General features: G+C 40.3%; 11 protein-coding genes. 6 read left to right on the top strand and 5 right to left on the bottom strand.

Annotated elements, in window-relative coordinates; all coding sequences use genetic code 11:
• From QZY09_RS23005 to QZY09_RS22985, 5 genes are all read right to left on the bottom strand, one after another.
• The coding region (locus QZY09_RS23005) for a hypothetical protein (RefSeq protein WP_295676606.1) at window positions 1-668 on the bottom strand (668 nt) is incomplete at its 3' end.
• Between the two features lie 258 nt (window positions 669-926).
• On the bottom strand, window positions 927-1,613 hold the full coding sequence (locus QZY09_RS23000; RefSeq protein WP_295676605.1) for a type 1 glutamine amidotransferase domain-containing protein: 687 nt from the start codon (window positions 1,611-1,613) through the stop codon (window positions 927-929).
• A gap of 26 nt (window positions 1,614-1,639) precedes the next feature.
• Window positions 1,640-2,638, bottom strand: a complete 999-nt coding sequence (locus tag QZY09_RS22995; protein ID WP_295676602.1) for an NADP-dependent oxidoreductase — start codon at window positions 2,636-2,638, stop codon at window positions 1,640-1,642.
• 400 nt (window positions 2,639-3,038) lie between these two features.
• A complete protein-coding gene (locus tag QZY09_RS22990) occupies window positions 3,039-3,170 on the bottom strand; it encodes a hypothetical protein (RefSeq protein WP_295676600.1) in 132 nt (43 codons plus the stop codon).
• A gap of 53 nt (window positions 3,171-3,223) precedes the next feature.
• A complete protein-coding gene (locus QZY09_RS22985; RefSeq protein ID WP_295676598.1) occupies window positions 3,224-6,109 on the bottom strand; it encodes a triple tyrosine motif-containing protein in 2,886 nt (961 codons plus the stop codon).
• Window positions 6,110-6,544: 435 nt separating this feature from the next.
• Between QZY09_RS22985 and QZY09_RS22980 the strand changes: the two genes are divergently transcribed.
• The 6 genes from QZY09_RS22980 to QZY09_RS22955 form a co-directional block, all read left to right on the top strand.
• Window positions 6,545-9,664, top strand: a complete 3,120-nt coding sequence (locus QZY09_RS22980; protein ID WP_295676596.1) for a TonB-dependent receptor — start codon at window positions 6,545-6,547, stop codon at window positions 9,662-9,664.
• A gap of 16 nt (window positions 9,665-9,680) precedes the next feature.
• A complete protein-coding gene (locus QZY09_RS22975) occupies window positions 9,681-11,192 on the top strand; it encodes a RagB/SusD family nutrient uptake outer membrane protein (protein WP_295676594.1) in 1,512 nt (503 codons plus the stop codon).
• Between the two features lie 25 nt (window positions 11,193-11,217).
• Window positions 11,218-13,314, top strand: coding sequence for a hypothetical protein (locus QZY09_RS22970; protein WP_295676592.1), 2,097 nt, complete (start codon window positions 11,218-11,220; stop codon window positions 13,312-13,314).
• A 13-nt stretch (window positions 13,315-13,327) separates the two neighbouring features.
• Window positions 13,328-14,218: a PKD domain-containing protein gene (locus QZY09_RS22965; RefSeq protein ID WP_295676590.1), complete on the top strand. Its 891-nt coding sequence runs from the start codon at window positions 13,328-13,330 to the stop codon at window positions 14,216-14,218.
• A gap of 7 nt (window positions 14,219-14,225) precedes the next feature.
• A complete protein-coding gene (locus QZY09_RS22960) occupies window positions 14,226-15,272 on the top strand; it encodes a family 16 glycosylhydrolase (protein ID WP_295676588.1) in 1,047 nt (348 codons plus the stop codon).
• Between the two features lie 105 nt (window positions 15,273-15,377).
• On the top strand, window positions 15,378-15,723 hold a 346-nt coding region (locus QZY09_RS22955), incomplete at its 3' end, for a hypothetical protein (protein ID WP_295676587.1).

Here is a 15,723-nt window from a genome sequence, read left to right as displayed (position 1 = left end):
TTTAAATCAACAATAGGTAAGAATGCGGGAAAATCTGCGTTACTTGTTACAAAGCGTAAAGAAAATACTTCAAGGTTTCGTAGTCCGGCTAAAAACAGGAAATTCTCAATTGGCTGATTCCAGTCAAGGGTTCCATCAATATGTAAATACTTTAAACTATTGATGCCTTTAAGGCCATTGAAGTTTGAAACCCGACGCAAATTTTCAAGATGTAAGGACCGTAATTTTGGTAGTTTTTGCAATGGTGATAGATCGGAAAATCCTGAGACATATTCAAATACAATTTCTTCCAAATTGTATAGTGCCTCAACAAAATCAATATTCTTTGCACGAAAAAAGGTTACCCGCAGTCTTTTAAGTGATTTTAATTGCTGTATTTTATCGACCTGCTCTGCGCTTGGATTATGTAAAGTAAGTTCTTCAATGTTAGGACATTTGAAGACCTGTTCCCAATTTGCATGATCTTTACTGATTGTTAAAATTTTGACGTCATTTTTGTCCGCAATATCAATATTCGCAGCGTAGGCGTACCGTTCTCTATTTGGGACCATTGTCCAATAACTATCTGTTCTATCTAAGTGATCGCCAAAGTGATGTTTCATTTGTACGAATATCGCAAAAAAGCTAAACAAAAAAGCCGATAACATTTCTGTAATCGGCTTTTCCAATTCTGCTCCCCAGACTGGGCAGAATTCAAACCACTTTTAAGAGGAATGGAAACTTGTAAACTTATTTGAAGTTGCCGAAGCAGTTGCCGAAGCAGCATCACCAGATGCCTGCAAAACGGCAACCTTTGCGATGTCAATCGGGAGGCCAATGCGTCCCAATGGCGTGAGCGCAAAGGAAATGCTTTTCTATTTCGCTACAAGGCCTGCCATCTGCAGTTGAATTTTCTGATTCTGTCATTAAGATTAAAACTTATTCAATCATTTTGTTTCCTTCAGCGTTTTTAACAATAATTTGGCAGCGTCTTCTGATGAACCGGGATTTTGTCCGGTAATTAAAAGACCGTCTTTTTTAACAAATGAGCCCCAATCTGATCCTTTGCTATAGGTTCCACCTAATTTTTTTAATTCATCTTCCAATAAAAACGGAACAACATTGGTTAATCCAACCGCTTCTTCCTCAGTGTTTGAAAAACCTGTTACAGCTTTGCCTTTTACCAAAGGTTCGCCATTTGGTGCCTTAACTTTAATAAGGGCCCCCGGTGCATGGCAAACAAAGGCCACTGGCTTGTTATGTTTATAAAAATCTTCAATAAGTGCAATTGATTTTTCATCATTTGCCAGGTCCCATAACGGACCATGCCCACCGGGATAAAAAACCGCATCATAGTCAGCCTGGCTTACTCCGCTCAGTTTTACAGTATGTGACAACTTGTCTTTTAAATCCTGATCCATATTAAATCGCTTAGTAGCCGGAGTTTGGGCATCAGGGGCTTCACTCTTAGGGTCAATGGGCGGCTGCCCGCCACCAGGAGAAGCGATAGTTAATTCTACACCGGCATCCGCCATAACATAATATGGCGCCGCAAATTCTTCTATCCAGAAGCCGGTTTTTTTACCAGTATTTCCCAATTCACTATGGGACGTTAATACAATTAATACTTTCATAATTTAAGTTTTTGAATAACTATTTTTTAAACTTCAACGATCATCTTTCCGGTGTTCTCTCCTTTAAACAATCCAATCAAGGCCGATGGTATCTGGTCAAAACCATGAACAATTGTTTCGGTAAACTTTAACTTACCTTCTTTTACCCATTGCGCTAACAGCGGGATCGCTTCAGGGTACATGCTTTGAAAATTGCCAACTATAAATCCTTGCATCAGCACACTCCTTGTAAGCAGCATAGGCTGCAAGCGGGGCCCTACAGGTTCCTCCGTACTGTTATATAAAGCTATTTGGCCGCATAGAGGTATGCGGCCATTAAAGTTTATATTGCTGATTACTGCATCTGATATTTCGCCACCTACATTATCGAAATATATATCTACGCCATTAGGACATAATGCCGCAATTGCCTTTTTCATATCAGTAGTAGTTTTGTAATTGATGGCATCATCAAAACCGAACTCCTCTTTTAATAACTTTATTTTTTCGTCAGAACCAGCAATGCCAATTACCCGGCAGCCATGGATTTTAGCCAGCTGACCAACCACTACACCAACTGCGCCGGCTGCTCCGGATACGACGACTGTTTCTCCGGGTTTAGGTTTGCCAATATGTATTAATCCGAAATAGGCGGTAAGACCTGGCATCCCTAAAATACCCAAATAATAACTTGCCGGCGCAATGGCTGTATCAATTTTTTTGATGCTTTTTTCAGATGCGATAATTTGTTCACGCCAGGGCAAACCTCCAATAACTGTATCTCCGGCTTTAAAATGATCTGATTTACTTTCAATGACTTTAGCTACTACTCCCCCCTCTATACTCTGGTCAACTTGAAAAGGAGGAGCGTATGATTTTGCATCGTTCATCCTGCCACGCATATAAGGATCGACTGAATAATATAAGCCTTTTAACAACACATCCCCGGCCTTCATTTCCGGCAATTCAATGTTTTCAAATCTGAAATTATCAACAGTGGCCATACCTTTTGGTCTTGATGCGAGTACGATTTGCTTTGTGTTCATTATTTTGTTTTTGTAAATAATTGTACAAGAAATTAAAAGCTCCTTGTTTTTATTTTCCAACTTTTGACGTAATTATATAACCTCACCAACGTGATATTGTTTCGATCGCATTATAAAACCCAGCCTTTCAACAAATCGCTTTTTGTTATTTATTCCAGCCCAATCATGGGAATATTTTCATAAAGATTAAATGTCGTCTGCTGGAAACGAAAATATTCCCAACTTCTAAAGGCCCAATACCTCAAACGGTGATGAGAATTTCCGCTTTTATATATCCTCAGCTATGCCTTAGACAAGCATATCTGATTAACAGTACAGTGTATAAAATGTACACTATACTGTTTTATCCTTTCTTTGAGAAATAGGTTGATTATCCTTTCACAGTTGGTGACAGGTAGGTTTACACCTGTCTTGGTATCAAAATATTATCAATAAATGCAGCTTCCATCTCATAATAACTTTCCGGAAGTGCTGACTTATCAGTAATATGTAAAGTCATGGCTACAATTCCCTTCATATCGTATCGTAGCATGTTTACCCACATTTTCTGATTATAACAGCAAACGCGCTCACCTTTACGCTAAACTATTGGGAGATCCCTTCCCTTTGTATCTCAAAAAGAAATTCAAAAAGATTGGTTTCTGTTGGAATATGAAGCTTTTTCCGGAGCCTGTACCTGCTGATCTCAACACCCCTCACTGAAATACACATCAATTGCGCAATTTCTTTACTGGACAAGTTCATGATCAGGTAGGCAGATAGTTTTAACTCCTGCTGATTAATTGCGGGATACCTTTCCTTGATTTTATTAAGAAAATCACCATGTACCTTATTAAAATGAATGGAAAACTGTTCCCATTCCTCGTTGATTTTTTTATCCTCAGTAAGCAAGCGGGCTATTCTTTTTATTTCAAACGTTTGTATACTCTCTTTGCCGGATTTGATAAGCGTTTGCAATTCCTCTTTTACTTTGATTAAAAATTCCTTTTTCTGAACGATGTTCATTGCTGCAGAAGCCAGTTCGGAGTTTTTGTACTCTATCTCAGTTTCTAATTTTTCATTTTTAAGCTTAATAACTTCTTTTTCAGATATTTCTAATTCAAGCTGATGAAGATAGGCCATTTGCCGCTGCTCCTCTTCATTTTTTTGTCGTTGTAATAAAAGCTCTTTTTCGTGGTTCCTTATATGTCGTTTCTCCTGCAACTTGTAAAAATAATACAGCGATCCGGCAAATATTAACAGGTAAAAAGTATAAGCCCAAATCGTTTGGTACCATGGCGGATTAATGTAAAAGGCGTAGCTGGAAATCGAAGATGTGTTGTTTTGTAGGTTCCTTGCCTTTACCTTAAAAATATACTTCCCCCACGAGAGGTTTGTATAATCTTTTTCCGCTTTTTTTGACCACTCAGACCAACCCTTATCATAGCCTTCCAGCAAATAGCTGTATTCAACAGTAGATTGCGCCTCGAATACCGGCGAGGAAAACTCGAAATGCAGAGAGTTCCACAGAAAGCTTAATGCCAAAGTACTTTTTTTAGCATTTTTTTGATCGGATGAATTATCAATATAACCGCCAAAAAGCAGGCTATCTGTAGTAGATATCGCTTTTACTTTCCTGATATAAACTTTTATAGGTTGAATATTAGCTTTGTACTTGGCGAAATTGATATGATAAAAGCCATTCTCTCCCCCTACAAAAACGTTCGAATCATTTTTCGTATAAATATTTTCAAAGCCGCTGAGAATACGATTATTGAGTTCCGGAAAATATATTATCTCATGCCTTGACGTTGAATAGTCTACTACACCTACATTTTTCCCCTCTACAAACCAAATATTACCGAAAGGATCTTCTTTTAAATATCTTAAATTCCTGTTGCCAAAATCAGCTGCAAACCGTTTCGACATTTCAAATTTATCCGCTTTTTTATTGTATTCAAAAACGCCCTTTTCAGTTGCTACAACTACCGTCCCTTTAATCTTAAAAACAAAGTTGTTTAAAGTAGACGGAAGCCCCTGGGCTTTTGTGTACAGTTTTACATTGTCACTAGTACCCAATGTGAGTTTATAAACCCCCCTGTATGGATGGGAGGTCCAAATACTATTGTCTTTGTCTATTTCCAGAAATCTGGCTGATTCTTTGTAGTTACCCAGGTTGCCTTTACTTATAAAAGTGCCATTTTTATATTCAAAAAGTTCAACACCGTAGTAATTACCCGCTGCAATAAGTTTAGTGCCCGATTTATCCGCTAACGACCGAAATATCCAAAACCCATAACTTGGATCAATAGTAACAGGTTGATTGTTCCTGATCTGGAACACACCGTTGTCATTACCCGCAAGCAAACAGTTATCGATAACACCAAGATGCCATGATTGTCCCTGTGTAACTGTACTTATATTTTCAGCACTTGAACTTAGGTCACCCGAATTGCTAACAGGCAGACGGTAAATTCCATTTGATAAAGAAAAATACAAGTTGCCCTCAAATTCATTCACCGCATAGCCTCCCCCATCCTTAAAAATTGGGGGATTAATATGCTTAACGGCATTATTATAAGCGATGTAATCTATCCCATTGTCCAATCCAAGCCAAAGATTATGGTTTGAATCAACAAAGTTACTGCGCACATTGCCGTTTTGTAAACCTTCTTTCTGGGAGATATTTTCAACTACGTTGCCTGACCGGTCAACTAAATAAATACCGTTTGAATAGGTGCCGATGAGGAAATTACTTTTATCCAAAGCCAGGGCGCTTGAAAAAACCTGATTGTTATCTACTTTAATTCCAGTGAGCGGCCAGGGTTTTAATTGATTGCCGTAAAGCAGAAAAACGCCGTTCTTAGATGTAGTAACCAGGCTGGTATCTTTGCTATATTTAATTATCGAAGTAATGTAAAAATCTTTTGGCAATCGGTTTTGTTCGATAAAGGTTTGCCATTTTCCATTCTTCAATATTAACAAACCGCTTTTTTCATCCTGGGCAATCAAATTGCCCAGATGATTACCAAAGAATAACCATGATGAGTTGGAGTGATAAACCGTGATTTTACCAGCACTGTATCTGAATATCTTAAAATGTGAACGATAAAAAACTGAATTTTGGAAATTGACAATATCCCAGATATCAGAAAAGTTTTTGTCAGCTGCGGGAATCAATGCTTTTATTGAAGTAAAAACTAACGCCCCAGCCTTACCAGAAGAAAAATACCCCAGTTCATCCTGGCCGCCTACGTAAATTTTCTTATCGGTACCGAACTCAAGAGACCGTACTATCGTCTTGTTAGGCAAAGGGTACAATTGCCAGTTAATTCCATCAAACACCAGCAGGCCTTCGTTATTTGCAAAATACATCCTCCCCTGTTCATCCTGACGGATTTTCCAGTTTTGTGTACCGGCGTTGTACTGGCCCTTCCGGTAATTAATGATTTCGCGCTGTCCAATATGAGCTTGCCCCGCAACCCACTGCATTGCCGCAAGCGCCAGAAAAAATAGTATACCCCGTAAAAACATAGTAAGTGATGGTCTATATTTTATATATCTATCAAATATGGGGGTAATAACCGTCAAATCGAAGATTTTTCGACACTGTGTAGTAGTGACGTAGTCCGACTTTCACCTAACAGTGAATACCCATATACATTTGCCGCTGTAAACCGACGTCATCTACGTTTTAAATTTAAGACCTAAAGTAACTTATATGAGAAAAGAAAGTTTGTGTAAACTTTTTGCTCCCCGCAGGCGCAAAAGTTTTAGTGCTCATTTAATCGCAATTCATTTAATAGAGCTATCGCCGCCCTGACCCTGTCCCCGCTTCGTCTTTATTTATTAAAGAAATACCTGCAATGGCAAAAAAAGCCAATGCAAAGGCAATCAATATTTATCATTCTAAAAATTAAAATTTATATGCAATTAAAATTTACGTTTTGTTTGGTTTTCGCTTTATTAATATTTTTTGGCAGCAGTGCTTTTGCTCAAAATATTCACATAAACGGTAAAGTAACAGAAAACGGTACCGGTATAGCTCTACCCGGTGCCTCCATTAAAATAAAAGGCACCACAGTTGGCACCACGTCTGATCAGGCTGGAAACTACACGCTTACCATCCCACAAAAAGGCGCAACAGTAGTAGTCAGTTTTATTGGCTTTGAAACTATTGAAAAGGTAGTTACACAAGGTGGTGAAATGAATTTCTCACTGCTGGAAAGCTCCTCAAAATCACTCTCCGAAGTCGTTGTAATAGGCTATGGTTCGCAAAAAACTGAAAAAGTGACCGGCTCAATCGCCACAATCAAAAACACGGATATAGAGAAAACAAATGCCGTGCGGATTGAAGATGCCTTACAGGGTAAAGTTTCTGGCGTTACGATCATTCAAAGCGGATCGCCCGGAACTAACCCCACGCTATTAATCCGCGGTGTTCCATCTTACACAGGCAGTGATCCTTTGGTAGTTATTGACGGCGTGGAACAAACGCTTACAGATTTCAACTCACTTAACCCTATGGATGTTGAGTCAGTATCTATTTTAAAAGATGCGGCCGCAACAGCAATTTACGGTGTAAAAGGCGGTAATGGCGTTGTATTGGTTACGACGAAATCCGGCAAAAAAAATCAGAAAACACAATTCAGGCTGAGCAGCAGTTACGGCCAGCAGCAAGTAGCCAATGAGGTTGCTGTTTTAAATGCCAGCCAGTATGCTGCAATGTTAAACGAGGGGAGTACACTGTCAGGCGGAGCTCCAATTTTTCCTAACCTGAGCACCGTCGGCGTAGGCACCAATTGGCAAGACCAGATCTTTAAAAAGGCCCCCTTGCAAAATTATGCGCTATCTGCCACAGGCGGGTCTGAAAAGATCACTTACTTTCTTGAAGCCGGTGCAACAGATCAGGCGGGGATAGTTGGCGGTGGAAGTAAATCAGACTACGGACGTTATAATTTTACAGCCAACCTTAATTTCGACCTTACCTCCAAATTAAAATTCATTTTTAATGTAACCGATGTCGTTTTAAACTCGAAGGGTGTCGGCGAAAACTCTTTCAACAGCATTATAGGTGAGGCGTTAAATTTTGACCCTACGGTTCCGGTCTACAATAATGTGGCTAATACGACAGGGCAATATGGTTTTAGTACGCTTGAATTACAGGAAGTTCATAACCCGTTAACCACTTTACAAAACACCTACAACAAAAGATTAGGCAATAAACTTTATGGCAAATTTGAATTACAATATGAACTGATCAAGGATTTAAAGCTTACCTCACGCTTCGGATATACAGACTATAACGACAACGCGAAATCATTTAATCCGCTTGTTTTTTATGGCCTAAACAATACGGATAATACCATGAACGCAGACCAATCAGCGGTAGGTGGCGATCATAATTCTGTTACGTCGGTAAGAAACAGCAATTTTAACTGGAATTGGGATACTTACGCCAATTATGATTACACTTTAAAAAATGACCATCATTTTCAGGCGGTTGTAGGTTTTGCATTGGCCGAATCATCAGGCAACCAGATCGGTGTAAGCCGCCAGGATGTTCCGTTTAATTCCTGGACATTTGCTGATTATACGGCTGCTACCGGCGTAAATACGGCTACCAATACCAATGCCCAAACCGGCTATTACTACCAGTACTCAGATAATAAATTATCCTATTTCGCCCGTTTGAATTATGATTATAAAGAAAAGTATTTAGTAACGCTGAGCGACAGAATAGACGGCGACCAGGTATTTGGCGCCAATAATAAGTTCGGTAATTTCTATGCAGGTTCTTTGGGTTGGATAATTTCGAAGGAAGATTTCTTCCACTCTGACCTTGTTGATTTCCTGAAATTAAGGGGTAGCTATGGTGTTTCAGGTAACAGCAACGCCTCAAATGTGCAAACTACTTCCATAATAACCGGGGGGCCTTACAATAACATTGGTAATAGTAATGGCTATAACTTTAATAATATTTTCTATTCAGGTTCATCAATAGGCTCGCTGGCCAACCCTGATCTGGCATGGGAAAAGGACAAGCAGATTGATATTGGCGCCGATATTGAACTCAGCCATAAATTTTCCTTCACCCTGGATGTGTATAAAAAAGACGTGAGCGGTTTGTTATTTACCCCTTCACAATCAGCCTATTTAGGTACAGTACCTGCATCAAACGCAAATATTGGAACTACCAGCACCAAAGGAATTGATGCCATGGTTAGTTACAATGATAGGATATCTAAAAATTTCAAACTTAGTACTTCATTAACTTTTGGCACATTTTCCAGTTTAGTAACGTCAACCAACTCGGATAATAGCGCTATTGTGCAGGGCGGTTACTTTTTTAATGGCCAATCGCAACCAACAACGATATTTAAGAAAGGTTATGCTCCTGGCACTTTTTGGGGATACAAAACTGACGGGCTATTCCAAACAGTTGCACAGATTGCTGCTTCGCCAACCCAAACAGGCGCACAACCGGGCGATATCAAGTATAAAGACATCAACGGAGATGGCGTAGTCAACAGTGCTGATCAAACCAGCCTTGGCAATGCATTTCCTAAATTCACTATCGGCTGGAACCTGAACCTGGTTTACAAACAATTTGATTTTACCGCCTTTGTTTACGTATCTGAGGGTAATAAAATATTCAAAGCCTGGGACAGGAACGCAAACTTTACCAATAAGCCAAGCACAATATTAGGCCGTTGGACCGGGCCGGGAACTACTAACAACGCCGAGTACCCATTATATACATTCACCGATCCAAATGATAACGCCCGTGTTTCAGACAGGTACATTGAAGACGGTTCTTTTGTAAAAATTAAGAATTTGCAATTAGGCTATACTATTCCTAAGTCTGTTTTAAAAGGTGAAAACACTTCATTCAGAATTTATGCGCAGGTAAAAAATGCATACACTTTCACCAAGTATACCGGCTTTGACCCTGAAATCTCCGGCGGATTACTAAACAGCGGTGTTGATTACGGGTATTACCCGCAGGCACGTGTTTTCCTTTTAGGTCTTGATTTTAAATTTTAATCATAAAAATATCAATATGAAAAAATATATTAAAATAGCAGTTTTTCTCAGCGCTATCGGTTTAATAGCATCCTGTAAAAAATTTGTTGATTACAACCCACAAGATGCTTACCTGGTAACCGCATCATCGTATCTGCAATCCGAAAGTGATTACCGTACTATGGAAATAAGCGTATATACACCATTACAATGGTTAAACCAGGTTGTACCAATAGGCGATATCGCTTCTGACAATGCAGTTGCGGGCGGTGAAAGCGCTTCAGATGTGCTCGATTTGCAACAAATCGATCAGTTTACAACTTCACCAACCAATGGTTCGCTTTTAAATATCTGGCAATTTGCCTACGAGGGTATAAACAGAGCCAATTATCTTACAGAGTACAAAACAGCAAACCCTGCCGGCAGCCAGGTTAATTTTGCCGGTAAAGATGCCATGTATGGCGAGATTTATTTTTTAAGGGCATATTACTATTTCACATTAGTGAAAATGTTTGGCGGTGTCCCGCTTTTTACAGATAAGCGTTTGGATTTTTCGGCTTCAGGAACATTAAAAAGAGCTGCAGCGGCCGATGTTTACCAGCAAATTGAAGCGGATTTAAATAGTGCCATAGCTGTTCTACCTACCGTACAATCACAAGCCGGAAGGATAACAAAATATGCTGCGCAAGCATTATTAGGAAAAGTGTATTTATATGAAAAGAAATATGCTCCGGCGTCGGCAGTATTGCAAAGTGTTATTGATGCAGGTACATTCAGCCTGGTAGCAAAATTCGACTCCATTTTTGTAAAATCTGGCGAAAATGGTCCTGAATCAGTATTCGAGATCCAATACACCAATACATCTCCCTATTATCAATGGTCAAATGTTTTACAGGGACAGGGTAATTATGCAGTACAACAGTGTGGAGTTCGGCAGTTAAATGGTTCAAACGATATGCCTTATGCCGCGGGATGGAGTACAAATCTACCATCAGGTGATTTGTATAATGCCTACCAGGCAGGCGATCAGCGCCGCGATGGCACTTTGTTTGACGTTGCCGCTTATGCTGCTGCAAACCCGGCTTATGGTATTACTTACGAAGTGGCACCTTATGAGAATACCGGCTATTATGATAAAAAGTATTTACCGCGTAAAGGCCAGACAAGCGGACAGGTTGAGTTAAATTACCTGAACAACTACCGCACCATACGATATGCTGATGTACTTTTAATGGCCGCCGAAGCCTATAACCAAACCAATAACGACAGCAAGGCCCAATTATACCTGAATCAGGTTCGCCGCAGGGCATTCCGGGTATCCGATGCAAGCTTCGACGTTACTGCTTCCGGGCCGGCTTTGTATACTGCCATTTTAAATGAAAGAAGATTAGAATTGGCTATGGAAGGTGAACGTTTTTTTGACCTGGTAAGAACCGGTCAGGCAGCAACCGTACTGGGTTCTAATTTCAAAACAGGCAAAAGTGAGTTGTTCCCTATACCGCAAAGTGAGGTTGTTGTGTCACATCTGCAACAAAATCCTGGTTATTAATCAATCATCATTAAAAAGAACAATCATGAATTTAACAAAATATTTTCTTGGTATGGCTTTATTACTTATAGTAATTAGCTGTAAAAAAGACAACTTCAACGATACCTCGTTTGTAAACACGGCTGGTTCACCGGCTAAATTATCTGTAATGTTCGATATTACACAAGATAATACAGGCCTGGTTACCATCACACCTAACGGTGAGGGCGCCACATCTTATGACATATATTATGGCGATGGTGGTTCGGGTTTCACTAATTTTGCCGCAGGCAAAAACACCAAGCACACCTATGCCGAAGGCGCATACACCGTAAAAGTTGTGGGTCACGGCATAACAGGTAAAACTACTGAAATGACGCAACCGTTAACGGTGTCTTTTAGAGCACCTGAAAGCCTTAAGGTTACTACAACTACCAATGGGTTAACCATCGGATTATCTGCAACAGCAAAATACCAAACCCTTTTTAAGGTTTACTACGGGGATTCAACCAATGTAAGCCCTTTACATTTTCAATCCTTTTTGCAGGGGCAAACAGTTTATCATACTTATCCTAATGCCGGGGTTTATTATATAACTGTTGTGGCATTAAGTGGCGGTGCAGCAACTACTACCTTAATGGATACAATAAAAGTAGGCAAGCAAATTGATTTGCCTGTCAATTTCGACAATCCTGTGTATGATTACACCATGTCGGATTTTGGCGGCAACAGCTCAATGGTCGCTCCTGACCCGACTAATAGTGCAAACATGGCGTTGAAAGTTACTAAAACCAGCGGAGCCCAGGTTTGGGCCGGCACAACTATTGGCACAGCGCTTGGTTTTGCTACACCTATTCCGGTTACCTTCGCTGCAACAAAAATGAGTGTGCGGGTTTATTCACCGATAGCCGGAGCAGACATCAAATTAAAAATTGAAGATCATAACAATTCTTCCAATTCAGTTGAAACTGATGTCAAGACGACCAAGTCAAATCAATGGGAAACTTTAGTTTTTGACTTTAAAAATCAAGCAGCGGGTACACCTGCTTTAAATACTGCGGATACCTATGATAAAGCGTCCATCTTCTTTGATTTTGGTAATGCTGGCACCGGCGCAGTTTTCTACGCGGATGATCTGCTATTTTTACCACCACCTGTCTTAACGCAAATAAGTCTTCCTGTAACGTTTGATGATCCAACAGTTGATTATACGGTGATAGATTTTGGAAATGCACAAACCAAGGATGGCGTTGACCCTACAAACGGCGCGAATAAAGTTAAAATTACTACCAAACCTGCAGGTGCTGCAAGCTGGGCAGGTACAACTTTAGGAACAGGCTCCGGATTCTCATCTGCCATTCCGCTTACTGCAAATACCAGTCAAATGAGCGTGCGGGTTTATTCGCCGGCCGCAGGGATCCATGTAAGGCTAAAAGTTGAAGACCATGCTGACAATACCCATTCGGTAGAAACCGAAGCGGTTACTACACTTGCCAACACCTGGGAGACTTTGATATTTGATTTTAAATACCAGGCTACAGGTACAGCTGCTTTCAACAATACCTACCGGTATGATATGGCGTCAATCTTCTTTGACTTTAATAACGGCGGTGATGGCCGTACATATTATTGGGATGATGTAAAGTTTTTGGCTACAAATGTTGTACCTAACGTATTGGCACTCCCTTTAGATTTTGAGTCAACTTCACTTACCTATGCATTTACTGATTTTGGAGGAGGACAATGTGCCGTTGTAGCAAATCCTCAGGTATCTGGGACTAACACAAGCGGTCACGTAGCCCAAATGATAAAAAATGCCGGTCAGGTATATGGAGGAAGTTCTATCACATTAGCCCACCCTATTGATTTTTCAACAAAGAAAATTTTCAGTATGAAAGTGTACTCGCCAAGAGTTGGCGCAAATGTACTGCTGAAGGTTGAAAACAGCACGAATGGAGCAATTAGTTATCAGCAGGCGGTTAATACCACAACTGCTAACGGATGGGAAAACCTGACATTTGATTTTAGCGCCATCGATGTTTCGCAGTCCTATGACAAGGTAACCATCATATTTGATCTGGGTACAATGGGCGACGGATCGGCTAATTTTACTTACCTGTTTGATGATATTTCACTTAATTAATAAAAAAATAATCATGAAAATAAGAATATCGATAACCACATTCCTTTTTATGCTAATGGCTTTCATAAGCTGCAAGAAGGAAATATATTCATTTGGGTCATTACAGGCTCCATCGGGTTTAGGCTTAAACGCCGTTGTGTCAGGTGCTGATAGTAATAATCCAAACGGCAGCGGATCTGGCGAAGTAACTATTTCCATAACAGCAGCCAACGCCATAAAATATAAAATTGATTTTGGTGACGGCACAAGCCAGATCGTACCTACCGGAAATGTAGTCTACAAATATTCAACCCCAGGGACAAATGTTTATACCATTACGGTAAATGCAATTGGCACCGGTGGCTCAATTTCGACTATCACAAAAGAAGTGACCGTTTTTACAGCCTTTACTATACCTACGGATATTGTACAAGACCTAACGAATGGTTCATCCCAGGTTTGGATCACGGATGCAGGTGCAGTAGGACATGTCGGCGTTGGCCCGGCAGGAACATTTTCACCCGATTACTATGCTGCAACGCCAAACTCAAGGGCCGCCTGCCAGTATGATGATGAGATTACATTTTCAAAAGATGCTAACGGAAATATTTCAATGTCCATTAATAATATGGGCCAATCGTTTCTGATCGCAGCATCCACTTCATTTTATGGCCAAAGTGGTGGTGATGGCTGCTATACTGTAACGCTGAGCGGAGCCAAACAATTGACGTTTATGAATGCCACGTCAGGCTCTACATCAGCTGTTTCAACCGGCATACAATTTATGGTACCGGGTAATGGCCTCATCAATTTTGGCACGGGCGGTAATACTTACGAAATATTAGCCATTACGCCAACAACCCTTTATTTGAGAAACATTGGTATCGACGGGAACGCCTGGTATCAAAAGCTGAAAGTTAAATAGTCAAATCATGAAATATTTAAAAATAATTTTGATCCTTTTGATGCCCATGGCATTTTCCAACTGCTCAAAAAGCAGCAGTAATGGTAATATGAGCCCGGCGCCAACAGATCTTACAGTAAGCGCAGCAATTAGTACCGATAATAGCGGTAATGTTACGTTTACTGCAACAGCTACTAATGCTGTAAGTTATGATTATGATTTTGGTAACGGCACTTTCCAAACTGTGCCAACAGGAATTATTACGTATAAGTACCCTTCATCGGGTACTTATACGGTTAATGTAATTGCTAAAAGCAGCGGCGGGCAAACGATAGCTAAAACTGTACAGGTAACAGTCGTTTCAAACGGTGGTCCTGCAGGGATGACACTGGTTTGGTCAGACGAATTCAATACCGATGGTGCGCCCGATCCATCAAAATGGGGTTACGATACAGGCACCGGAGGAGGTGGCTGGGGTAACAACGAACTGGAATATTATACCAGCAGAAGTAATAACGTTAACGTATCTAACGGCACCCTTAAAATTACGGCAGTGAAAGAAAATTATAATGGCAGCGCCTATACTTCTGCCCGGATGCTTTCAAACGGTAAGTTTTCATTTAAATACGGAAGAATAGAGGTGAGTGCGAAATTGCCTGCTGGTTTGGGCACATGGCCGGCAATCTGGATGTTGGGTAATAATTTTTCAACTGCCGGGTGGCCAAATTGCGGCGAGATCGATATTATGGAGCAGCGGGGTTCAGAGTTGAATAAGATTTTTGGTACGCTTCATTACCCGGGGCATTCAGGCGCCAACGGAAGGGGCAGTACAACGATCATCCAAAATAGCTCAGCCCAGTTTCATTTATATGCACTCGACTGGTCGGCGGCTTCCATTAATTTTTCAATTGACGGTAATGTTTTTTTTACGGTGCCCAATGATAATACATTGCCATTTAATCAAAACTTCTTCGTCATCTTAAATTTAGCAATGGGAGGCAGTTTTGGCGGCTCAGTTGACCCAAACTTTACTTCCGGCACTATGGAAGTTGATTATGTTAGGGTGTATCAGTAATCAATAAAAACTAAAAATACACCATTTTAGTGCAGCCGTTGAACTATCAAAAAATGGCACAAAGGTTTCCAGAACAGGATTTATAGTCCTATTATTCTTAATTTAATGAACAATCAAAAAAATAAATACAAATATATTCTCCCTATTATTAGTGCAGTGATTTTGATCCTGACCACTTCATCCCTGATGATAAAAAGAACTTTACCCAAAAACAAGAAGGTGGTCTTTTTTGATGACTTTTCCGGTACAAAACTTGACAGGTCAAAATGGAACGCCGAAGTAACGGGTATGCATTTCAACAATGAACTGCAGGCATATGTTGACTCCGAAAAAACCATCTACATCGTACATGGAGCTGCAGCTCAGGGGGCTAAAAATGGCGCATTGGTTTTACAGCCACGGTCATCACCAGGTTTTAAAACCAAAGATGGTCAACGATATGATTTTATAT

The organism is uncultured Mucilaginibacter sp., assembly GCF_903913935.1.
Lineage (GTDB): Bacteria > Bacteroidota > Bacteroidia > Sphingobacteriales > Sphingobacteriaceae > Mucilaginibacter.
The sequence above is the reverse complement of the archived record's forward strand: the minus strand, read 5'-3'. Positions and strand labels throughout refer to the sequence as shown.